Origin of the sequence: Hornefia porci, from assembly GCF_001940235.1 — a bacterium.
Lineage (GTDB): Bacteria > Bacillota > Clostridia > Peptostreptococcales > Anaerovoracaceae > Aminicella > Aminicella porci.
Window position 1 is genome coordinate 1,384,299 of the sequence record NZ_MJIE01000001.1, and the last position, 20,889, is coordinate 1,405,187.

Consider the following 20,889-nt stretch of genomic DNA (forward strand, 5'->3'; position numbering starts at 1 on the left):
TTTTCGCAGGGCGCGGGCGCGGCCTGCTTTAGATCTGCTGTCGTCGGGCAGATTGCGCAGGCGCGAGGCCGACCAGCCTCGCATTCACAGACATCAGGCGATGCCGTCGTCGCGCCGGCTGCCTCAGGACACCTTCTCGAACTGAGAATTGTAGAGATCCGCGTAGAATCCGTTTTGCGCCAGAAGCTCCTCATGAGTCCCCTGCTCAATAATGTCGCCGTGGTTCATGACCAGAATCAGATCAGCGTTCCGTATCGTGGAAAGGCGATGAGCGATGACAAAGCTGGTCCGCCCCTCCATCAGAGTGTCCATGGCGGCCTGGATCTGCTCCTCTGTACGGGTATCCACCGATGAGGTGGCCTCGTCCAGAATCAGCACACGGTTATCCGCCAGAATCGCCCGGGCGATGGTGAGCAGCTGCTTCTGCCCCTGAGAGACATTGGTGGCGTCCTCGTTCAGCTCCATATCGTAGCCTCCCGGCAGAGTCCGGATGAAGTGATCGGCGTGAGCCGCCTTCGCCGCAGCGATGACTTCCTCATCCGTCGCGTCCAGACGTCCGTAGCGGATGTTTTCCATAATCGTTCCGGAAAACAGCCATGTGTCCTGCAGCACCATACCGAAGTTCTCCCGCAGCTCGTGACGGTCGAACCGGCGGATATCCACGCCGTCCAGCGTGATACTTCCGGCGTTCACATCGTAGAAGCGCATCAGCAGCTTGACCATCGTGGTCTTGCCGGCTCCGGTCGGGCCGACGATGGCGATTTTATGCCCGGGCTCAGCCTCCGCACTGAAGTCGTTGATGACAATCTGATCCTCGCTGTATCCGAACCGGACATGGTCAAACCGGACGCGCCCCTCAACCTTCTCCAGATGAACCGGATCCGAAGGCGTTAGTTCCTCCTCTTCCTCCGCGAGGAATTCAAAGACACGTTCCGAGGCCGCCGTCATGGACTGCACCTGGTTCATGACCTGCGCGATCTGGGCGATGGGCTGCGTCAGATTCTTGACGTACTGGATGAACGCCTGAATGTCTCCGATTCCGATGGTTCCGCGTATCGCCAGGAAGCCTCCGGAAATAGCGACGCCTGCGTATCCCAGATTTCCGACAAACATCATCAGCGGCTGCATGATTCCCGAAAGACACTGCGACTTCCAGGCGGAATCATAGAGCACGTCGTTGGTCTGCCCGAAGGTTTCTATCACATCGTCCTCCTTGCAGAACGCCTTGATAACCTGCTGTCCGGCGAAATTTTCTTCTACCTGCCCGTTGATATGACCCAGATAATTCTGCTGCGTCTTGAAATATTTCTGCGAGAACCGGATCAGGAGGGTCATCAGCACCGCGGAAACCGGAATGACGACCAGCGCGATCAGCGTCATCAGCGGTGAAATAGTCAGCATCATCACGATCACGCCGATGATAGTTGCCACAGAGGTGATAATCTGCGTAATACTCTGATTCAGTCCGGTTCCCAGCGTATCGACGTCATTGGTGATGCGGGAGAGAACCTCTCCGTATGTCCTGCTCTCAAAGTATTTCATGGGCATCCGGTCAATTTTCTCCGCAATCTCCCGACGCATGCGGTAGCAGATTTTCTGGGTGATTCCCGTCATGATCCAGCCCTGCAGAAACGCGAACACCGCGCTTGCGATATACAGACTCAGCGTTATCAGGAGGATACGGGCGATTGTTCCGAAATCAATTCCTCCGGTTCCGCTGATCTTCCGCATGAGTCCTTCGGCAATCTCTGTGGTGGCGTTTCCCATGATTTTCGGTCCCATCACGTTGAATACCGTGGACGCGGCCGCGAATATCATCACGAAAAACACGCCGATTCTGTATCTTCCCATATACCGGAGCAGGTCCCCGAAGGATCTCCGGAAATGCTTCGGTTTTTCACCGGGGATCATCCCCGCAGGTCCGCTGTGTCCGCCGGGGCCCCCCGGTCCGGGATGCCTGCGGGGCGCCGTTTTCATCGAACTGTCTTCCTTCATTTATATCCCCTCCAATTCCGTACTGGAAAGCTGCGATTCCGCGATCTGGCGATATACCTCGCAGTTCTCCATCAGTTCCTGATGGGTTCCCTTCCCCACCATACGTCCTTCATCCAGCACCAGAATCTGGTCAGCGTTCAGGATCGTGCTTATCCGCTGTGCGACAACAATCGTGGTCGCGTCTTTTACCTTCTCAGACAGCTTTTTCCGCAGCTTCGCGTCTGTCTTCATGTCAAGCGCCGAAAAGCTGTCGTCGAAAATCAGGATCTTCGGCCGCCGGGCGATGGCTCTGGCAATGGCGAGCCGCTGCTTCTGACCTCCGGACACGTTGCTTCCGCCCTGTGATACGTCACTTTCAAAGCCCATGTTTTTTTCCTCGATGAAGTCCGTCGCCTGGGCGATCTCCGCAGCCTCCCGCATTTCCTCGTCGGACGCGTCTTTGTTCCCGAAGCGTATGTTGGAGGCGATGGTTCCGGAGAACAGCACTCCCTTCTGCGGAACAAAGCCTATTTCGCCGCGCAGGGCGCGCAGGCTCAGATCCCGGATTTCCACGCCGTCCACCTTCAGCCTTCCGCCGGTAATGTCGTAGAAACGGGGAATCAGATTCACCAGAGTACTTTTTCCGGAGCCTGTGCTCCCGATAATAGCTGTGGTCTTCCCCGGCTCCGCGGTAAAGGTGATATCTGTCAGCACATTATGCTCCGCGTCCGGATAACGGAAGTCCACATGCTCGAATTCCACAACGCCCTTCGGCGCGCTGATTTCCCGGGGATGCTCCGGATCCTGAATCGAGGAGCCGGTCCGGATGACCTCATCGATCCGCTCCGCCGCAACGCCTGCTCGGGGAAGTATGATGGACATGACCGTGATGATTAAGAAGGACATGACGATCATCATCGAATATGTAATGAACGCGGTCATCGCGCCTACCTGAAGAGTTCCGTCGTCAATGCGGTGCGCCGATACCCAGGTAATCAGAACGATCAGCGCGAACATGAACATCTGCATGGACGGCTGCATCAGCGTCATGACACGGTTGGTAAACAGCTGTGTCTTTTTCAGCCTCTCATTGGCGACATCAAACCGCTTCTCTTCCTCCTTCTCTCTCCCGAAGGCGCGGATTACCGAAAGTCCGGTGAGAATCTCCCTTGAGACCCGGTTCAGACCGTCCACAAGCTTCTGCATAATACGGAACTTCGGAAGCGTGACTGCGAAGAGAACGCCCACAAACGCAATGATCATCAGAATCGCCAGAGCGATGATGTATCCCATATGAGCGCCGGTCTGTGCCACCTTGATAATGCCCCAGATTCCCATAATCGGCGCATACATGACCATGCGCAGCATCATCGTCGTCACCATCTGGATCTGCTGCACGTCGTTGGTACAGCGTGTAATCAGCGACGCGGAGGAGAATCTGCCGATCTCCGCATTGGAAAAGCTCATCACGTTCCGGAACAGTTTCCCCCTCAGGTCGCGCCCCACAGAAGCGCCGATCCGAGCCGCGAAGAAGGACGCCACTGCCGCGGCGATAAACATCATCAGCGCCATCAGGAACATCCTGCCGCCCTCTCTCCATAAATACTGCTTCTGAATCCGGTCCACATTCATCCCCGCCGCCTTGTCACATCCGGCCGCATAGGCAATTCCCATGGATTTCAGCGTCTGCGTCCCCACAGAGTCGATGGTCTCCTCCATCTGTTTCTTCGCCTTTGTCACCGCCGAGTCCGACATGGCTCCGGAATCGATCATGCTCTGCATCATCGAACGCATGTCTACATATGTCTTCACCTTTCCGTTCTCATCCTCCGCCCGGAAGGTGTCGATGTCATAATGAAGCAGCTCTCCGATTTCCTTTACCGACATATCGTCAATACGCGATGCGACAGTCCTGCTCTGAGGGTTCTTCTGCTGCAGCAGAGAAGAACGGATGATTTTTCTGAACCGGGACACACTGGTATGCCCCATCTCGTAGGTGAGCACGATCGGAGTCAGAAGCTCCTGATCCAGCTCGTCCAGCCTGTCTCCATCCGTGACGTTCAGAACATACCGGCTCCCCTGTCTGGTGTAGATGCTCTTCCACGTCTTTTTCTCCGTCTTTGTCATGAAGATTGACGCAGATTTATACTCCTCCGCCGTCATCTTCTCCGGCACGATATGCTCAATGCCCTTGTTCTGAATCCCCACATCGATGATGTCCTGTGTGTACTCCGGCAGCGCCAGGTCACAGTAAGCCTGGATGCAGAGCATCAGCGCCAGGATTATCACCGTGACCCGATAGGGCTTCAGGTTCCCGATTATTTTCCTCATATATTTTCGTCTCCCTTCCCTTTATCACAGCGCTCTGCCTTCTCCGCCTCTGCGGCGTCCACCAGCCGCGTCAGGGAATCCAGCAGCATTCTGACGTTTTCCCGTCCCATCCGGAGGAAAATCCCCCGAAAGAACTGATCCATCTGCGCCCTGCACTGTCCGCATTTTTTCCATCCTTTTTCAGTGAGGCGCACCAGCGTGTTCCTCCGGTCACCGGGATCCGCAGACCTCTGGGTATATCCCTTCAGCTCGAGATTCCGCAGACTCCGTGAAACGGCCGGCGGCGGCACCGGCAGCGCCTGTACGATATCCGATACCCTGACGTAATCTCCGTCCCTCATCTCATGCCCGATGGCGATCATGGTATTCAGGTCCCCTTGATTCAGCTCGCAGTCCTTTATCTGCGGATGAAGCCGCTTGATGCGTCCGATCAGATGAATCAGCTCCCGCTGCTCTTCACGAATCCGTTCATTTTCCTCATTTCCTGCATTCTTCCTGTCCATACGTCCTCCCTCCGCGCCGTTCTGTCTGTCCGCGCACGCATATTGTTATCTTTGTTAATAATTAACAATGTTAATTATTGTAGCACCGCGCCCTCACCGTGTCAAGAAAAAACTCCGCAACGGTCATGTAAACTTTTGTAAAAATTCCAGCCGCGTAACATTTGTTACCGTCGTCCCCCCCACTGACGTGATATCATGCAGATAACATACGAAACCGATACGCAGTGACGGCGCCCCGGGATCCGGCTTTTCCGAGCCGCTCAGAGCGCACGCTCAGCGAACGCCATGAAAACGGAGGTAATCAATATGGAAAACAAAATGTTCTGCTATCAGTGTCAGGAAACCGCCGGCTGCACGGGCTGCACCGTGTCCGGAGTATGCGGCAAGAAGCCGGAGGTCGCTGCGATGCAGGATCTGCTGATTTATGTCACAAAGGGACTTTCCGCGGTCGCCTGCCGGCTCCGTCAGGAAGGAACCGCGGTCAGCAAGGATGTCAATCATCTGGTGACGCTCAATCTGTTCACTACAATCACAAATGCTAACTTCGACAAGGACGCCATCGTGGCCAGAGTCAAGGAAACTCTGGCAGTCAAGCAGCAGCTTCTGGGTCAGGTTCACAACAACAACGACCTGCCGCCGGCCGCGCTGTGGAACGGAAGCGAGGACGAATACGCGGCCAAAGCCGCCGCCAACGGAGTTTTGTCCACCAAGGACGAGGACGTGCGCTCCCTGCGCGAGCTGATCACCTACGGTCTCAAGGGTCTCTCCGCATATACGAAGCATGCGAACGCGCTGCTGGAGGATGACGCCGACGTCGATGTGTTCATTCAGGAAACGCTGGCGAAGACTCTGGACGACTCGCTGTCCGTGGACGACCTGGTTGCACTGACGCTGGAAACCGGAAAATACGGCGTACAGGGCATGGCGCTGCTGGACAAGGCAAACACCGGCGCCTACGGCAATCCGGAAATCACCAAGGTGAACCTGGGCGTCCGCAGCAATCCGGGAATCCTGGTCTCCGGTCACGACCTGAAGGACCTGGAGATGCTTCTGGAGCAGACAAAGGGAACCGGCGTGGACGTCTACACTCACTCCGAGATGCTGCCGGCCCACTACTATCCGTTCTTCAAGAAATATGACAACTTCGTAGGCAACTACGGAAACGCCTGGTGGCAGCAGAAGGACGAGTTCGAGAAATTCAACGGACCGATCCTGATGACCACCAACTGCATCGTCCCGCCGAAAGACAGCTACAAAGACCGTCTCTGGACCACCGGCGCCGCCGGATATCCGGGATGCAGACACATCGACGCGGCCTACGGTGAGGTAAAGGACTTCTCTCCCATCATCGAGCAGGCGAAGAGCTGTGCCGCTCCCACAGAGCTGGAGCAGGGTGAGATTGTCGGCGGATTCGCGCACGAGCAGGTGTTCGCACTGGCCGATCAGGTTGTGGACGCCGTCAAGTCCGGCGCGATCAAGAAGTTCGTCGTAATGGCAGGCTGCGACGGTCGTCAGAAGGCGAGAAGCTACTATACGGACTTCGCGAAGGCTCTGCCGGAGGATGCGGTGATCCTGACTGCAGGATGCGCCAAGTACAAATATAACAAGCTGGGACTGGGCGACATCAACGGGATCCCCCGTGTTCTCGACGCCGGCCAGTGCAACGATTCCTATTCTCTGGCGCTGATCGCGCTGAAGCTGAAGGAAGTGTTCGGGCTGGACGATGTCAACGATCTGCCGATCGTCTACAACATCGCGTGGTATGAGCAGAAGGCGGTCATCGTACTGCTGGCGCTCCTGTACCTTGGCGTGAAGAACATCCACCTCGGACCGACCCTTCCGGCCTTCCTTTCACCGAACGTGACCAACGTTCTGGTGGAAAACTTCGGAATCGGCGGAATCGGCACAGTCGAGGACGACATTCAGAAATATTTCGGCTGATATTCAACGGCCCGGCGGCCTCCGCGACCGCGGAGGCCGATACAGTCAAAAGCGCCCCGTGCGACACAGTTCGCCGGGGCGTTTTTTTGAGCATTATTCGAAAATCCTCGTAATATCCTGATGCCGGTTGATTACTCGATAAATCTCAACATACTCCTTACCTGCCTTGTAGATAATCACATAGTCTTCCCATATCGCATATTTATAATCTGTCCTTAAACTGACTCGCTTTGAAAGATCTGATCCCATTCCCGGAAACATCTGGAGATTTTCAAATTTACCGTAAATTTCCTTTATGGTCTTTGCCGCATATTCCTCATTGTCTTCAGCAATGTAATCCCGAATATTCTTCAGATCCTTTGCCACAATCGGGTTAATCCGCAATTTTAACATCTTGTTCCCCCACAAGTGCCTTCAATTCATCCAAATCCAGCCATCCCTCACTGTCTTTCACTGCTTCTTCGGCTTCCTGCAACTTCATCAAAAGCTTTTTTTCCGCACGATCACGTTCATAATCTTCAAAATCCACCACCACAAAACGACCTCTGCCATTCTTTGTAAGATATACAGGTTCACCCTTGCGACAGTTTTTCAGGACTTCATTATAATTTCTCAAATCAGATACCGGTAAAATACTCGCCATATACTTTCAGCTCCTTCCTTGATTTTATCTTGTTTCTGCTACTTAATGCGTGCTCAGCTATCGAATATGCTTGAAATATCAATAATACAAAGAGCATATTCGATGGTCTGCCGCAAGGTTTTCAAGCGTTTCATCCGAAAACCCTGCGGCAGCGGGATTCGGAAACGGCCGAATCCCTGAGCACAGGCATCAAGTAGTGTCTGCCGGCGCACACTACCGTTGGATAGATTGTGCGCCGCGGCACTGCTGACAAACTGCCGTCAGCGCCCATTAAGTCCGACGGGGACTTAATGAGCAGATACTACTTATATTATACACAAAAGCTGTAAAATTCAACGTGAATTTTTACAGCTTTTTATTCGAGTGATAATCCAGTCTTTGTTGTTACAGAATTCCGAATCCGAATAACAAATAAAATATCATTCTTTATTGAATATAAACTACATTTGCTATTAATATTCGTGCAAATCACCCTTATTACTTAAGCACTGCTCCTCGCAGAGATACATTGAATTATTCAGAAAAATATATTTAAATGCTATTGTGCGCTCTATCTGTTCAAAAAGTCCGGATGACTGCAACGCTTGATACAAATGTTAAATTGCGTTGCCTGATTAACAGGAAATCCGGCGGCATAATGGGAATAGAATACAGAGAAGCCGACTGCAAAACGGCAAAGACAAATAGGAAAGGCAGGATCAGTTATGACGCTCAGTGAAAATATAAAAAATTTGCGCAAACGAGCAGTAATGACTCTGGAACAACTTGCTGATAAACTCGGCGTTACAAGACAGACCGTGTCAAAATGGAAAATAACATATCTGTTCAGGATGCAGATATATTGTCTGAGACGGCAGATGTTTTTGACGCTTCGGTAAGCGAACTTCTCGGATACGGCGCGGACAACGGTTCAACAAAAGACTATGCCAAAATTTTAGCCTCATTGAATGGGGAACTTGCAGAAAAGCATCTCTTCTGAGGTGGCTTTGTCGTATCGGATCAGCGTGCAGAAAATATGCAGCGACCGGTATTACCGGGCAGGTGAAGAAAATACGCTGAACATAGGACTTCTCGTCAAGGGGAGTCTGAGTGAGTTCAACCGCGGATATGTCGGCAGCGGGCACGAGGAGGCGTCGGTCAACCTGAAAGGTCATAAAACAGTTTCGATGTGCGGAATCAGCTTCGGGTCGCTGGGCAAAGCAGACATCGACGAGCTGCTTTCCTCCGACTGACCGCTGCACCTCTGAAAAACCCTTACGAGGCTTTGTGCTCATGAAACGAGAGTACGAGCCTTTTTTTGTGAACAGGTACAAATCAGAACAGTGTTTTTTTCCTCTGTCCACTTGTTATCTTTCCGCTCCGTGCTATTATAATTAGTATCTGCCCATTAAGTCCCCGTCGGACTTAATGGGCGCTGACAGCAGTTTATCAGCAGCGCCGCGGCGCACAATCAATCCAATGGTAATGTGCGCCGGCAGAACTCGCATTAATATATAAGGAGTGTGAATAAATATGAACAGGAAAATCGGTGTAATCGGCGGCATGGGGCCCATGGCCAGTCAGCTTTTTTATAAGATGGTCACGGAGAAAACGGTTGCGGACAGAGACCAGGATCACGTCCCGATGATGATCCTGAGCGACCCCCAGATGCCGGACCGCACGCAGGCGATTCTCAGCGGAAAGACAGACGAGGTCACGGCGCGACTCCTTGAGGACGCACGGACACTGGAAAACTGCGGCTGCGACGCCATCGCGATCACCTGCAACACGGCTCATTACTTTGCGGACAAAATCGCCGATGAACTGCACATCCCGATTATCCATATGATCCGGGAGACTGCCGGAGAAACCGCAGAGGAAGCGACGGCAACAGGAAACCGCAGAGTCGCCATACTTGCCACGGACGGAACCATCCGAACCGGGCTCTACCAGAAGGCGCTGGAAGCGCAGGGACTTGAGCCCTTTGTTCCCGGCTCCGAGGGTCAGGCGCTGGTCATGCACGAGATTTACGACTGTGTCAAGGCGGGTCTGCCATACGATCGGGAGGCCTGGGCAGACATCCACAGAGAACTGACCGGACACGGATGCGGGCGGGCGCTTCTGGCCTGCACGGAGCTTTCCGTCATCGGCAGCGACAACGACCTGGGCGATATGTACAAAGACCCGCTGGAAGTGCTGGCGCGCCGTGTCATTGAATTTTCCGGGCACAAAGTAAAACCGGGCCGGTAATGCCGATGTGACACCTGCTGATTTCGCCGTTCTGGCGCGCCGGCGAGCTCGCGAGCCGGTCCGGGTACGGCAGTGACGGCATACCGGTGCGTTTGCATATTTTCATTTTTTATTTTGTTTTATGTTTTTGTTTTAGGAGGTAAGTTTTATGAGTAAGAAAGTGCCATGCATTCAGCATGTGATGGACACCAGCCAGGGTCTGAACAGACACATGACGACCCGCGCCGCGATCATGACCGGCGTCGGCGGTACCATCGGAACGGGACTGTTTCTGAGTTCCGGAGACGTTATTTCCACAGCCGGACCGGGCGGAGCCATCGTGATGTACCTCATCGGAGGCCTGATCGTCTGGCTGATGACCACCTGCCTGGGCGAAATGTCTGCCGCCATGCCGGTTTCCGGAAGTCTGCAGGCCTATTCCACAGAATTTATCGGTCCGGCCATGGGTTTCACCATCGGCTGGGTCAACTGGATCGGCGGCGCGATGACCATCACCGCACAGGTTGTGGCCTCCGCCATCATCATGCGGGACATCATCCCCAATTCGCCCACATGGCTCTGGATCGTTGTATTCTCTGCACTGCTGTTCGGCGTCAATATGCTGGACGTAAAAATTTTCGGAAACATCTCCTTCTGGGCCTCCTCAATTAAACTGATCATGATCGTTGCCTTCATCATCGTAGGCGCAGGAATGATGGGGGGTCTCGGAAGCGGAGACGCAGTAGGATTTTCCAACTTCAGCGACGGTGCGTTCCCGACCGGTCTCGCCGGAATGGGAGCAGTCATTCTGACGTCCTTCTACGCCTATGCCGGAACGGAGATCGTTGCGTCTACAGCCGGTGAGATTCAGGACGAGAACAAAATGGGCCGGGCCATCAACATCACTCTTCTGGTTCTGATCGGCTCCGTCGTAATCAGCATCGCCATCGTCGCGGCCCTGCTCCCCTGGCAGCAGGCAAACGTTCTGGGCAGCCCCTTTGTCTACGTATTCCGCAACGCCGGAATGCCCAGCGCAGCCCTGATCGTCAACATCGTTGTTCTGACCTCCGCGCTGACCTCGGGCAACTACTTCACCTTCGCCTGCGCGCGGTACCTGTGGTCCATGGCCAAGTTTGAACAGGCGCCGAAGTATTTCGCAAAGACCAACAAAAACGGCGTGCCGGCTAGATCGCTGATCGTCTCCATGCTCTTCGCGATGATCGGCATCGTCGCTCAGTTCGTCGCAGAAGACACCGTATATCTGTTCATCGTATACTTCATCGGAGGCGCCAACATCTTCATGTATTCCGTAATCTGCATTTCCCAGTACAGATTCAGAAAGCGCTATGTCGCAGAGGGCGGCGATCTGAAGGATCTGAAGTTCCGGGTCGCAAGCTATCCTCTGGTACCGGTTCTGGGCGTTCTGGCCTTCCTGATCATGCTGGTCGTATCCCTTATCGACGCCTCGCAGCGCACAGGAATCATCGTCAGCGCGATCTGCTACATCGGAATCTACGTCCTTGCGACGCTTTATGTAAAGAAACACGGCGACGCGAGAGCGAAGAATATCGATATGTAGTGAACAAAATCATGCGGCAGCACACAGCGCAGTTTGCTGCCGTCACAAATATGACCCGTGTGCGGACTCACTCCGCGCACGGGGCTTCTCCTATCTGATGATCTGACATTCAGGAGGTAATCACATGATTGAGAAAAACAGAATGTATGACAACATGAAAAGGCTCGTCGAGGTTCCCAGCGTTTCCGGCACAGAGGATGAGATTCTGGCCGCACGGAAGCTGGAGGAGCTGCTTTATGAGATTCCTTATTTCGCAGAGCACAAAGACAACGTCCGGCTGGTTCCTCTGGAAAACGATCCCTTTGACAGAGTCATCGTCACCGCTTATCTGGAATGCTGCCCGCAGAGCAAAAAGACCGTCATCCTGACCGGCCACTATGATGTGGTAGACGTCGAGGAATTCGGCAGCCTCCAGAAGGATGCATACGATATCGAAAAAATCAGCCGCGAGATCAATCAGCTTCCGCTGGACGACAGCGCCCGAAAGGATTTCGAAAGCGGTGAATGGTTCTTTGGCAGAGGTACCGCGGATATGAAGTTCGGCCATGCTTTGTGCCTGGAGCTCCTCCGCTATTATTCCGAGAACGGCGGCATCAACGGCAATCTTCTGTACACCGCGGTCTGCGGAGAGGAGACCAACTCGGAGGGAATGCTCCGGGCGGTTCCCTTCTTCAATCAGATGACCGATGAGAAAGGACTGGACTACCAGGCCCTTCTGCTGACCGAATGCTATACTGTGGACGACAAATCCAGGGAGGGCGTCCACTATGTCCACATGGGCGCTTCCGGGAAAATCATGCCCATGTTCTTCTTTGTCGGCGAATCCACCCACGGCGAAGCACCATTCATGGGAATTGACCCAAACCTCCTCTCCGCAGAGGTTTACAGGCGCATGAGCCTCAACGTCGATTTCTGCCAGACCGCGCGGGGCGAAGCGACGCCGGCGCCGGTATGCCTGAAAAGCATGGACCTGAAATCGACCTACTCCGTCTCAATCCCGATGTACGCGGCATCCTACTACAACATCATCAGCGTGGATCTGGATCCGGAGGTCGCGATGAGCAAGCTGAAGGAAATCGCCTTTGAGAGCTTCAACGCGGCGAATGAACTGTACGACCGGAGGATCAGCGAATATGAGGCGCGCTTCGGTATCCGTTCTCAGCGTCACCGTCCGCAGCCCTGCGTCATGACCTTCCGGGAGGTGAACGACGCCGCAAAAGCGAACTACGAGCGGGACCGCGGCGCCGGCGAACCGGACTACGACGCCTATATCGACCGGCTGATTCACGAATGGCAGGCCGAAAATCCGGAAATGCAGACCACAGCCATCCGGACCATGAAAAAAATCTATGAGATGTCCGGATTCAACAGGCCGATGATCATCATTTCCATTATTCCCCCATATTATCCGGATGTTTACCCCGATACCGGCGATCCGAAGGTGAAGAATCTGCTGGAATGCCTGGACCGGACCATTGAATACGCCCGGACAGAGTACGACACGACGCTGGAGGAGCGGGACTACTACATGGGGCTGTCCGACCTGAGCTACACCGGGCTGGATTCTTCCAAGAACTTTGACCAGCTGTTCCAGAACGTGATCGGCGTGAACCATATGTATTCGCTGCCCGAGGAAGATCTCAAGCGCTTCTCGGTCCCCGGCATCGTGCTGGGCGGCTACGGAAAGGACTTCCACAAAAGCACCGAACGCCTGAACAAAAAATACAACTTCGAGGTGCTCCCGTATCTGTACATCAACCTGATTAACGATCTGCTGAAGTGACGGCGGACATTACCCGGTGATGCTGCCAGGAAGCATTGTTTCATCGTTTTTCAAAAGACAGTCTTCGCCCGGCAGTGACGACATCGCCGACAATTCAGGACATATCCGGCTCCCAATCGCAGGGCAGGTTCTTATACTCAATCGCGGGGCAGGCTCTCATAGTCTTTTCCGGATGCTTTATGCCGACAAGACAGCTTTGTAGGTTTTGTAGGTTAACAATTAACCCACAAAACCTACAAAATCTTCTTTTTCTGCAAAGGCTTTCCCGAAAAGGGTGGGGAGAGACTCGCGCATACTCACTGCAGAGATTCACCGCAGCGCCCAGACGCCGCAGATAACCGACCGCCCCGCTGCGAATGCCGCTCCTCCGCAGGGCAGATAACCGCACATGCCGCCCGAATGCCGTTCTCCTCTTGTCATTCCCGCACAGATTGCGTATAATAACCGTAGCAACGCGCCGGCTCCGGCGCACTCTGAGAAAACGGAAGCGGGTTTATTTATGAAATCGGATAACAATGTACAGTCTGTGGACCGTGCGCTGGACATCATTGAAGTCCTCTCCGAGGAAAGCGGCGGCCTGGGGACCACTGAAATCGCGAAACGCCTGAACATGAACAAAAGCACCGTGCATCGCATCGCCGCAACGCTGCTGAACCGGGGATATCTGGCGAAGGACAGGAACGGCAGTTATAAAATCGGACTGGAGCTTATCCGCGCGGTCGGATGTTATATCAACAGTCTGGAACTCCAGACGGAGGCCAGGCCCTATGTCGCCAAAATCACCGGAGAGCTCGGACTGACCTGCCACCTCGGCGTACTCGACGGTGACGAGGTCGTATACATCGAAAAAATGGACGTCTTCTCCAATGTGCGTCTCTATTCCCAGATCGGCGTCCACGTCCACGCCTATTCCTGCTCTCTGGGGAAATGCCTTCTTTCCAACTATTCCGCAGAGGAGGTGCGGCACATCATGTCGAACTGCAGGTTCGTCCGATTTACGGACAAAACGCTTTCCTCCATGGATGAACTGATCGCCGACCTGGACGCCGTGCGCCGCCGCGGCTGGGCCCTTGACGATGAAGAATCAGAAATCGGGCACCGCTGCCTTGGCGCTCCCATCTACGACTATCGGGGCGACATCATCGCCGCCATCTCCGCGAGCGGCCCCACCAGCGTCTTCACGGAAGACCGGATCGAGAGTGTCGCGTCGTATCTGACAGAGCAGGCGATGGAGATCTCCCGCACCATGGGATATACCGGCTGACTTCTCTCACAGGTACAAAGAACACTGCACATGGCGTGGACGAGGAACACCGATCCTTCACGGTACAAAGCGCGGTCGAACCCTCACGATACAAAGGACGCCGATCTCTCACGAAACAAAAAAGAGCGCCGAACCTGCCGGGTGCATCACAAAAAAAGCCCGCCGCCGGAGTCTGTGACACTGTCATCACAGACTCCGGCGGCGGAGTTATGCTTTGAGTCAGAGATCAGAAAATATTTTTCAGTACAATCGTCTTACTGCGGGTCATCTCATTGAAGGTTGAGAATACGCCCTCGGTACCGATTCCGCTGTCTTTGTAGCCTCCGAAAGGCTGCTCGAATGCGCGGAAGAAACTGGCTCCGTTGATGACCGCACCGCCGGCCTCCATTTTGGACGCAACGCGGAACGCCGTCTTCTGGTCACGGGTGAATACGCAGCTGGAAAGTCCGAATCTGGAGCGGTTTGCGATGGCAATCGCTTCCTCCTCGGTGTCGAATCCGATAATCGGAACGACCGGTCCGAAGATTTCCATGTCGGACGCCACATCCGCGTCGGCCGGCACATCCACGATGACCGTCGGCTCATAAAATGCACCGTCCCGGTGACCGCCGAGAATGATCTTTCCGCCCTGTTCCACGGTTTTGTTCACCTGTGCCTCCACCTTGACGGCCGCCTTCTCACTGATCAGACATCCGATCTCAGTGTCCGGATCATCCGGCTGCCCCACCTTCAGACGCTTAATCCGTGCGACGGCCTTCTCTGCGAATTCATCCTTCAGAGAGTTATGAATCAGGAACCGCTTGCTCGCGCAGCAGACCTGACCGGTATTGTACATTCTGCCCCAGACAAGTTCTTCGACAGCCAGATCCACATCGCCGTCCTCCATGACAATGAACGCATCGTTGCCGCCCAGCTCCAGAGCAGTATGGGTCAGATTGTCCGCACAGAGCCTCGCGGTGGAAATTCCCACTTCCGTGCTGCCCGTCAAAGTTACAAGATGCACCCTGGGATCTGTAATCGCAGCCTCCTTGACCGCGCCCGGCGCAGTCAGACACTGAATCGCGCCGTTGGGAACGCCGGCCTCACAGAGCAGTCCGGTCAGCTTCAGCAGCGTCAGCGGATTGTCCGAGCTGGGAAGCACGATCGCCGCATTCCCCATCATCAGCGCCGGCGCCACCTTCTGGTCAAACAGGTCGCAGGGGAAATTGAACGGAATGACACAGGCCACGACGCCGATCGGTTCGCGGGTGATCAGCTGCAGATTCGTATCCTGTCCCTGCTCTGTGCCCTGCGGGATAATGCTCCCGTAATAATGCTTGGCGTGCTCCATGAATCCGCTGAACCCGATGGGAATATTCCCGATCTCCGCCTGCGCCTCACGAATCGGCTTCCCGTTCTCCGCGCAGAGCGTCTGCGCCAGGTCATCTTTGTTCACCTCTACCAGCTGAAGGAACTTCTTCAGCACCTCAGCGCGCTTCCAGACCGGAAACTCCGCCCAGATCTTCTGGCCCTCAACTGCGGCGTCCACCGCGGATTTCACATCCGCTTCCGTCGCACGGGGCACAGATTCGATGACCGCTCCTGTCGCCGGATTGGTGACGTCAAAGGTTTTTCCGCTTTCACTGTCTACATACTTTCCGTTTATTACCATTTTCATACAAAATCACCTCCGTATGCTTCCGTCGTATGCTCTATCCTATTTTTCGAATCCCGCAAAGGAAAGCATCAGCCCTCCGCAGGTGTTTCTGCCGTCGTCCTCATATCCGAACTCGCCGAAGGTGAACTCGGTGATGAAGGGAACGCCGCCGGCGGCGTCCTTCAGCGCCTTCGCAACCTCATCGATGCGATCGCCGATGCCCGCTCTTCTGCCGCCGCAGTGAACCAGCATATAGGCACCGGGCTCCTTCCCGAGCTTTGTCTTCAGCTTCTCCAGCGTCTCACCGGTAGAGGAAATCAGCTGATCGACAGACCCTTCCATCAGGATCATCGCTGTACCGACCGCCGCGTTGTTGCCAATATTGAAGGTCATGTCCTCGTTCGCACTCTGGGGATGCCGGATCGCAATCAGGTCTCCCAGAGGATCCTTCACTCCCACCGGAGCGGTAACCGAATATCCCAGGAGATTTCCGCCCTCAATTTCATCTTTCTTAGCGCCGGTCCACTCCATGTATTTCTCCAGCGCCGGAACTCCGTCAATCTCGCAGATCTTCCGGTAATCCTCGACCTTCGTGATGATGCCGACCTTCTCAGTCTCCTTATATGCACCTGTATATACATCGGCAAAGGCTTTGTCGGTGTAGAAGAAGGCTACCGCAACGCCGTCCGGCGTAACCATGTCCGAGGTGTACAAAACCCACTCTCCTGTAATCGTATTGTCCGCGGCGCTTCCGCCGAACATCGGAACGCGTCCGATGACCTCCGTGATTCCCTTCAGATAGAATTCCTCTTCACCCGGAGAGGCTACCATGAAGAAATAATCCGGAGCGCAGTCCTTTCCGGCGTTTTTCATCGCCTCGACCGCGACCTTGTGGCCTGTCGCCCGTGCGTCACCCTCTTTTGGAGATCCCGCGACTCCGACGGTCATGTCCGCATCCCCCATCGCCATGATTCCTACGAATCCGTCGTCTCCGGTCACAAAGCCCTGATCCGTAATGACTCCCGTAAAGGAAGTGTTGCCGATCAGAGGTACCCCGGGAAGCTCTTTACTGACCGCTCCCAGCAATGCCTTTGTGTCATACTGGACGCCGCTGTAAACGAACGCCACCTTCGCGTCCTCAACCGCCTTTACTGCAGCCGCAGCTTCTTTTCCCGCCAGCTCCGGGCTGGCGTTCACACTTGTTCCGGTTTTTGCACTCAACATATAGATCCCTCCAATCTGATTTTTCGAAATTCTTTATTTGTTTAGATAATACTCCATTCACGGAAAAAGTCAACGAACCCGGTTTTGTTCTGAGATACTCCTGTTTCACGATGCGGAACGGCAGATTTTCTTCCGGCATACATATCTCGCACAGAACCGCTTTCAATCCCGTCGACGTAAGAAATACAGCCGTCTCCCATTCCTTCAGTTCCGGGCAAATTATCCGATAACTCATCCGGAAAACCTTTCGAAATTCTTTGTTTTCCGCCGAAAAACAGCGTATAATGAAGAAACAGTTAACGCACACGCAGCACCGGCAGCACAGGATTATCTTCGTGGCGCCGCCGGGCCGCAGCTGAAAGGAATTCTGAAAATGAACAATCTCACTGTTATGGACATCAGCCGCCTGCAGCTTGAAATCGAACACCGCTTCGATGTGCACATTCACATCCACGACACCTGCAGCGGCTTCGACCTGTCGCTTGACGAACCGAATGCGGAGGTATCCGCCTGGATACAGGATTTCATGCGGAAAAACGGAGAGCCCCTGTTCATCTCCGACGACGGGCTGACCTTTGTTGTCGGATAGAGGCTCTCTCTCCGCACGCAGCCGTGCTCAACCCCGATACGGCTGCTGTTCGAAAGGAATTTCTCTCAGCCCCTCTACACTGCAGAGATACTCATAGACGATGGCATCACACGCCGCGGCTCCGCCGCCGTCCCCGCAGCGGCTTTTGTCCGTGTATGCTTCCGCCGCCACGCACACGCGCCTTCTGCCGTAGAGGCTGCCGTTACCCTCGAGCATATCCAGCCGCTCCAGAGTTCTCCTGCTCACGCGGTAAAGCTCGCCTCTGACGCACCCCTCACCCGGCACAATCGCAGGAAAACTACCGACATCGTACATATCAAACCCTTCCAGGATTCCGCGCCCGATGCACGGACACCCCCGCAGATAACCGCGGTGGTTGCTCCGCCCCCGCAGCAGTGTGCCGTACACAAATACGGTATAATGCAGCGCCTCATCGACGCGCCGGATATCCTCCTCGTAGTCCTCACCCCATGCGCCGCGGAAATTCTCTTTACGGACCATCATCGCGAACTGCCCGCCTATCCTGTCAAACATCTCAGTAAACTTCCGGGACATATCCGGATGGTCCGACAGGAAATCCATCACTCCCGCCGTCAGGAAGAAATCGACTGCGCGAATCTGCTCACGCAGCCCCTCATAACCATGGCCGCTCAGTCCCCTTCCTGTACAGCAGTCCAGGCTCCTCGCCAGCGCTCTTCCCACTGCGCCCTCAAGCAGCCCGGGGTCAGTTCTGTACGCCTTCATCAGCACCGCCGAACAAAGGTAAGTCGGGATGTAAATGAAATCCACCCTCGCATCCGACGGAACCCAGAAATCCTCCAGCAGCGCGAAAAAGCCGTCCTCCCTCTGAAATTCCACGATGCTCCGGATTCCCGCCATCCACACGGGGTCGGTCGCATCCGGCGCCCAGTGCAGGAAGCCTTCCAGTTCTCTGACAGTGTTCAGCATCTCCTTAGTATCTACATTTCCTTCAGTTCTTCTCTCCAGCTTTAATACATTTCTCAGCATATCGGTCCTCCTTTGTACCACCAGCGCCCGTAATGTCCGACGGGAGCTCAATCAGCAGATATTGTTTATGGCATCATTATCGCACAAAAAAAAGGCGCTTACCCTGCAACGGGTGCGCCGCTTTTCATTTGTACACAAAGGACTCTCGGATGACCTCGATGTCCCGGGGATCGGCGTCAAGAACCTCTCCGCTCTCCGTCCGGAATACATATCCCCTGCCTTCTCCGGATCGACGCGGTTCAAACGTCCCGGTGTATTCCTTCCCCATCCACAGAATGCGGCAGGAGCTTCTGCGCTTCATCAGATACATCTGCACATGCCGGTCGTCGGTGGAGAAGAACCGGTCGTCTCTGTAATCGTTACTCACATCCGGACGTCCATCTGCCGGACAGATCTTGTCGATCGCGTAGTCGGACAGCTGAAGCTCGATGCGCCGGACGATATCCCACACCAGCTGTGAATTAGGGTCATCCGGAGGCAGCACGTTTTTCAGATACTCTGTCATTGCGTATACCTCTGTGAGATTCAGCGGCAGGAAAATGGGATGCAGCGTCGATTCGTAAAAGACTCTGCCGTCTTCACGGGTCTTCGTGATCTTAATCTCCGCTCCGAAAATCTCCAGTCCGTTCTCAAGCGCCTGCAGATCTTCCCGTCTGGTCCGTTCGTCGATATGAAAGTGCTCGTCGATCTCCCTCAGCGTCCGCCTCTGCTGCAGAAATTTAGCCATCTCCAGCTGTCTCATGAATGCATAATCGTAGAAGGACACATCGTACAAAGGCGATTCGACCTCAACGCCTTCCGTCCTCCGCAGATAATCATAAAAAGCGACAATCAGCGCCCTGGTGGTTTCCTTACGGGAACGCAGCGTCAGAACATATTCATCGATCTGCACGGTATCTGTCCACCACTCCATCCTTCGTTCGAGATTATCATAAAACCGTTCCGGATTATGGGAAATCATATACTTTCCCTCCGTCCTCCAGAATTTCACAAAGCTCTCATGCAGGCTCATTCCGTCACCTCCGGTCAGGCGGAGACCAGCGCCGTGCACAGGGCAGCCACCAGCACCACAGGAAGCACGATCCATCCGAGCAGAAAAATTCCCAGTCCGAGCATGCCGATGATGAGCAGCGGAGCCAGCAGGATTCCCATCACCACATACGCCGCCTTGAACAGAAACACGATTAATTTAAAGATAAGCATCCCGACAGCAAACAGTAATATTACTGAAAACAACATTGTAAGCATAATCGTTCCTCCCATGTAAAACACTTTTATCGGCCGTATATCCGTATCCGCCGGCCGGCAGTTCTTTCAGCCTTTGTGCCCGCGCTCAGAAAAGCCCGGAAATCAGCGTCAGAATCGCCAGTCCGCCCTGCATGAGTATGATCCTGGGATTGCTGGTGATACTGCCGTAGAGCGCTACAAGCACAATATAGCCCATCAGAAGCATGACCGCGGTTTTACTGACAAACAGAAACGCTGCCAGCAGAATCAGCACCGCAAGCAGGCCGTTGTATACACCCTGGTTCTTGAACAAAGTATTAACCGACTTCCGTTCCAGCTCGTCCAACTCCATCCCGAAAACCTTCGACGTTCTTTCCGACGCCGTCGCAAAGGTCTCAAGATACATGATATACAGAAATTCCAGCGCTGTCAGCGCCGCCAGTACTTTTGTGATTATCGTCATTCCCTGTCCCTCCTGTAATGTCAAACAGTTTCTGCATTTTTTCCGGATTGGTCTTCAGTTCTGTATCAGTCGGTCTCTCAACTTCCGTTGCGTCTGCCATACTTTCACGTCTCCCTTTAGTCATAGTATTATATCCCACGACATGCTTTTTTGCAAGCAGCGGCATGCACAAAACACGACACACATAAAAAACCAGCAAGGCTGTCCCTGCTGGCTCTGCATTGCATTCTGCGGTTCGAAATTCGAAAAACCAAAAGAACGCCCGGCGTCACCCCTCCGACGAAGTCTCCGAAGTCTCCGCGAGAATAATCGCCTTTCCGCTGTTTGTAACGGAAAACGAAAGCACCTTGAAACCCGCTCCCGCGATCTCATTCGCTTTTTCCTCCACCGCTTCGGCCATTTTGGAGGTCTGCGGATTGTAATCGATAACAAAAGTTTTATACATGACAAATCTCCTCCTTTCTCGAAAGATACCAGATCAGAGAAGCTTCATCTACCCGAAAAAGAAAAAGGGAA

Annotated in this window: 21 protein-coding genes; 9 read left to right on the plus strand and 12 right to left on the minus strand. The window is 54.1% G+C overall.

All coding sequences use genetic code 11. The annotated features are described in order from the left end of the window. Positions 1-123: 123 nt before the first annotated feature. The 3 genes from BHK98_RS06670 to BHK98_RS06680 are packed head-to-tail and all read right to left on the minus strand — an operon-like array spanning position 124 to position 4,808. Positions 124-1,977 (minus strand): ABC transporter ATP-binding protein, encoded by a 1,854-nt coding sequence (locus tag BHK98_RS06670; protein ID WP_465250957.1) that lies wholly within the window; start codon positions 1,975-1,977, stop codon positions 124-126. 18 nt (positions 1,978-1,995) lie between these two features. Further along, entirely contained in the window at positions 1,996-4,305 is a 2,310-nt protein-coding gene (locus BHK98_RS06675; RefSeq protein WP_075712757.1) for an ABC transporter ATP-binding protein, read from the minus strand. Further along, positions 4,302-4,808 carry a MarR family winged helix-turn-helix transcriptional regulator gene (locus tag BHK98_RS06680; protein ID WP_075712758.1) on the minus strand — a complete coding sequence of 169 codons (507 nt, stop codon included), beginning with the start codon at positions 4,806-4,808 and terminating at the stop codon, positions 4,302-4,304. Before BHK98_RS06680 ends, BHK98_RS06675 begins: the two co-directional genes overlap by 4 nt. Before the next feature lie 306 nt (positions 4,809-5,114). On the opposite strand from BHK98_RS06680, the gene hcp reads away from it, so the two are divergent. Next, positions 5,115-6,749, plus strand: a complete 1,635-nt coding sequence (gene hcp, locus BHK98_RS06685) for a hydroxylamine reductase (protein WP_075712759.1) — start codon at positions 5,115-5,117, stop codon at positions 6,747-6,749. Positions 6,750-6,842: 93 nt separating this feature from the next. Here hcp and BHK98_RS06690 read toward each other — a convergent pair whose 3' ends face one another. Together BHK98_RS06690 and BHK98_RS06695 are read right to left on the minus strand one after the other, a co-directional pair. After that, positions 6,843-7,115, minus strand: coding sequence for a type II toxin-antitoxin system RelE/ParE family toxin (locus BHK98_RS06690; protein ID WP_465250942.1), 273 nt, complete (start codon positions 7,113-7,115; stop codon positions 6,843-6,845). A gap of 7 nt (positions 7,116-7,122) precedes the next feature. Then, complete coding sequence (locus BHK98_RS06695; protein ID WP_075712761.1) at positions 7,123-7,392, minus strand: type II toxin-antitoxin system prevent-host-death family antitoxin; 270 nt, start codon at positions 7,390-7,392, stop codon at positions 7,123-7,125. 704 nt (positions 7,393-8,096) lie between these two features. Here BHK98_RS06695 and BHK98_RS14070 point away from each other — a divergent pair. From BHK98_RS14070 to BHK98_RS06725, 7 genes are all read left to right on the plus strand, one after another. Further along, positions 8,097-8,270 (plus strand): helix-turn-helix transcriptional regulator, encoded by a 174-nt coding sequence (locus BHK98_RS14070; protein WP_083628097.1) that lies wholly within the window; start codon positions 8,097-8,099, stop codon positions 8,268-8,270. Then, the gene (locus tag BHK98_RS13640; RefSeq protein ID WP_192846834.1) at positions 8,198-8,371 is read left to right on the plus strand and encodes a hypothetical protein; all 174 of its coding nucleotides are present in this window, start codon (positions 8,198-8,200) and stop codon (positions 8,369-8,371) included. The genes BHK98_RS14070 and BHK98_RS13640 overlap by 73 nt, the downstream gene beginning before the upstream one ends. After that, entirely contained in the window at positions 8,349-8,624 is a 276-nt protein-coding gene (locus BHK98_RS06705; RefSeq protein ID WP_143404553.1) for a hypothetical protein, read from the plus strand. Before BHK98_RS13640 ends, BHK98_RS06705 begins: the two co-directional genes overlap by 23 nt. 280 nt (positions 8,625-8,904) lie before the next feature. Continuing rightward, positions 8,905-9,621 (plus strand): cysteate racemase, encoded by a 717-nt coding sequence (cuyB, locus tag BHK98_RS06710; protein WP_075712763.1) that lies wholly within the window; start codon positions 8,905-8,907, stop codon positions 9,619-9,621. Positions 9,622-9,769: 148 nt separating this feature from the next. Beyond that, complete coding sequence (locus tag BHK98_RS06715; protein ID WP_083628099.1) at positions 9,770-11,179, plus strand: amino acid permease; 1,410 nt, start codon at positions 9,770-9,772, stop codon at positions 11,177-11,179. A gap of 124 nt (positions 11,180-11,303) precedes the next feature. After that, the gene (locus tag BHK98_RS06720; RefSeq protein WP_075712764.1) at positions 11,304-12,962 is read left to right on the plus strand and encodes a M20/M25/M40 family metallo-hydrolase; all 1,659 of its coding nucleotides are present in this window, start codon (positions 11,304-11,306) and stop codon (positions 12,960-12,962) included. Between the two features lie 499 nt (positions 12,963-13,461). Further along, positions 13,462-14,226, plus strand: coding sequence for an IclR family transcriptional regulator (locus BHK98_RS06725; RefSeq protein ID WP_075715037.1), 765 nt, complete (start codon positions 13,462-13,464; stop codon positions 14,224-14,226). 226 nt (positions 14,227-14,452) lie between these two features. On the opposite strand, the gene BHK98_RS06730 is transcribed toward BHK98_RS06725, so the two are convergent. Together BHK98_RS06730 and BHK98_RS06735 are read right to left on the minus strand one after the other, a co-directional pair. Next, the gene (locus tag BHK98_RS06730) at positions 14,453-15,883 is read right to left on the minus strand and encodes an aldehyde dehydrogenase family protein (RefSeq protein WP_075712765.1); all 1,431 of its coding nucleotides are present in this window, start codon (positions 15,881-15,883) and stop codon (positions 14,453-14,455) included. A 39-nt stretch (positions 15,884-15,922) separates the two neighbouring features. Next, complete coding sequence (locus BHK98_RS06735) at positions 15,923-17,086, minus strand: FIST signal transduction protein (protein ID WP_075712766.1); 1,164 nt, start codon at positions 17,084-17,086, stop codon at positions 15,923-15,925. A gap of 373 nt (positions 17,087-17,459) precedes the next feature. On the opposite strand from BHK98_RS06735, the gene BHK98_RS06740 reads away from it, so the two are divergent. Next, a complete protein-coding gene (locus tag BHK98_RS06740) occupies positions 17,460-17,675 on the plus strand; it encodes an RDAC family protein (protein WP_075712767.1) in 216 nt (71 codons plus the stop codon). Between the two features lie 27 nt (positions 17,676-17,702). On the opposite strand, the gene BHK98_RS13185 is transcribed toward BHK98_RS06740, so the two are convergent. The 5 genes from BHK98_RS13185 to BHK98_RS13520 form a co-directional block, all read right to left on the minus strand. Then, positions 17,703-18,683, minus strand: coding sequence for a gamma-glutamylcyclotransferase family protein (locus BHK98_RS13185; RefSeq protein WP_083628101.1), 981 nt, complete (start codon positions 18,681-18,683; stop codon positions 17,703-17,705). A 124-nt stretch (positions 18,684-18,807) separates the two neighbouring features. Then, the gene (locus tag BHK98_RS06750; RefSeq protein ID WP_075712768.1) at positions 18,808-19,695 is read right to left on the minus strand and encodes a hypothetical protein; all 888 of its coding nucleotides are present in this window, start codon (positions 19,693-19,695) and stop codon (positions 18,808-18,810) included. 14 nt (positions 19,696-19,709) lie between these two features. Then, positions 19,710-19,931 carry a hypothetical protein gene (locus BHK98_RS06755; protein ID WP_075712769.1) on the minus strand — a complete coding sequence of 74 codons (222 nt, stop codon included), beginning with the start codon at positions 19,929-19,931 and terminating at the stop codon, positions 19,710-19,712. Between the two features lie 85 nt (positions 19,932-20,016). Next, positions 20,017-20,373: a DUF1304 domain-containing protein gene (locus BHK98_RS06760; protein WP_075712770.1), complete on the minus strand. Its 357-nt coding sequence runs from the start codon at positions 20,371-20,373 to the stop codon at positions 20,017-20,019. 268 nt (positions 20,374-20,641) lie between these two features. Continuing rightward, positions 20,642-20,818 (minus strand): hypothetical protein, encoded by a 177-nt coding sequence (locus BHK98_RS13520; protein ID WP_158024471.1) that lies wholly within the window; start codon positions 20,816-20,818, stop codon positions 20,642-20,644. Positions 20,819-20,889 lie beyond the last annotated feature (71 nt).

What these genes read in the sequence shown, in the direction of transcription:
- BHK98_RS06670 (WP_465250957.1), bottom strand. Translation starts at nt 1,977, where the DNA reads ATGAAAACGGCGCCCCGCAGGCATCCCGGACCGGGGGGCCCCGGCGGA.
- BHK98_RS06675 (WP_075712757.1), bottom strand. Translation starts at nt 4,305, where the DNA reads ATGAGGAAAATAATCGGGAACCTGAAGCCCTATCGGGTCACGGTGATA.
- BHK98_RS06680 (WP_075712758.1), bottom strand. Translation starts at nt 4,808, where the DNA reads ATGGACAGGAAGAATGCAGGAAATGAGGAAAATGAACGGATTCGTGAA.
- hcp (WP_075712759.1), top strand. Translation starts at nt 5,115, where the DNA reads ATGGAAAACAAAATGTTCTGCTATCAGTGTCAGGAAACCGCCGGCTGC.
- BHK98_RS06695 (WP_075712761.1), bottom strand. Translation starts at nt 7,392, where the DNA reads ATGGCGAGTATTTTACCGGTATCTGATTTGAGAAATTATAATGAAGTC.
- BHK98_RS14070 (WP_083628097.1), top strand. Translation starts at nt 8,097, where the DNA reads ATGACGCTCAGTGAAAATATAAAAAATTTGCGCAAACGAGCAGTAATG.
- BHK98_RS13640 (WP_192846834.1), top strand. Translation starts at nt 8,198, where the DNA reads ATGGAAAATAACATATCTGTTCAGGATGCAGATATATTGTCTGAGACG.
- cuyB (WP_075712763.1), top strand. Translation starts at nt 8,905, where the DNA reads ATGAACAGGAAAATCGGTGTAATCGGCGGCATGGGGCCCATGGCCAGT.
- BHK98_RS06715 (WP_083628099.1), top strand. Translation starts at nt 9,770, where the DNA reads ATGAGTAAGAAAGTGCCATGCATTCAGCATGTGATGGACACCAGCCAG.
- BHK98_RS06720 (WP_075712764.1), top strand. Translation starts at nt 11,304, where the DNA reads ATGATTGAGAAAAACAGAATGTATGACAACATGAAAAGGCTCGTCGAG.
- BHK98_RS06725 (WP_075715037.1), top strand. Translation starts at nt 13,462, where the DNA reads ATGAAATCGGATAACAATGTACAGTCTGTGGACCGTGCGCTGGACATC.
- BHK98_RS06730 (WP_075712765.1), bottom strand. Translation starts at nt 15,883, where the DNA reads ATGAAAATGGTAATAAACGGAAAGTATGTAGACAGTGAAAGCGGAAAA.
- BHK98_RS06735 (WP_075712766.1), bottom strand. Translation starts at nt 17,086, where the DNA reads ATGTTGAGTGCAAAAACCGGAACAAGTGTGAACGCCAGCCCGGAGCTG.
- BHK98_RS06740 (WP_075712767.1), top strand. Translation starts at nt 17,460, where the DNA reads ATGAACAATCTCACTGTTATGGACATCAGCCGCCTGCAGCTTGAAATC.
- BHK98_RS13185 (WP_083628101.1), bottom strand. Translation starts at nt 18,683, where the DNA reads ATGCTGAGAAATGTATTAAAGCTGGAGAGAAGAACTGAAGGAAATGTA.
- BHK98_RS06750 (WP_075712768.1), bottom strand. Translation starts at nt 19,695, where the DNA reads ATGAGCCTGCATGAGAGCTTTGTGAAATTCTGGAGGACGGAGGGAAAG.
- BHK98_RS06755 (WP_075712769.1), bottom strand. Translation starts at nt 19,931, where the DNA reads ATGCTTACAATGTTGTTTTCAGTAATATTACTGTTTGCTGTCGGGATG.
- BHK98_RS06760 (WP_075712770.1), bottom strand. Translation starts at nt 20,373, where the DNA reads ATGACGATAATCACAAAAGTACTGGCGGCGCTGACAGCGCTGGAATTT.
- BHK98_RS13520 (WP_158024471.1), bottom strand. Translation starts at nt 20,818, where the DNA reads ATGTATAAAACTTTTGTTATCGATTACAATCCGCAGACCTCCAAAATG.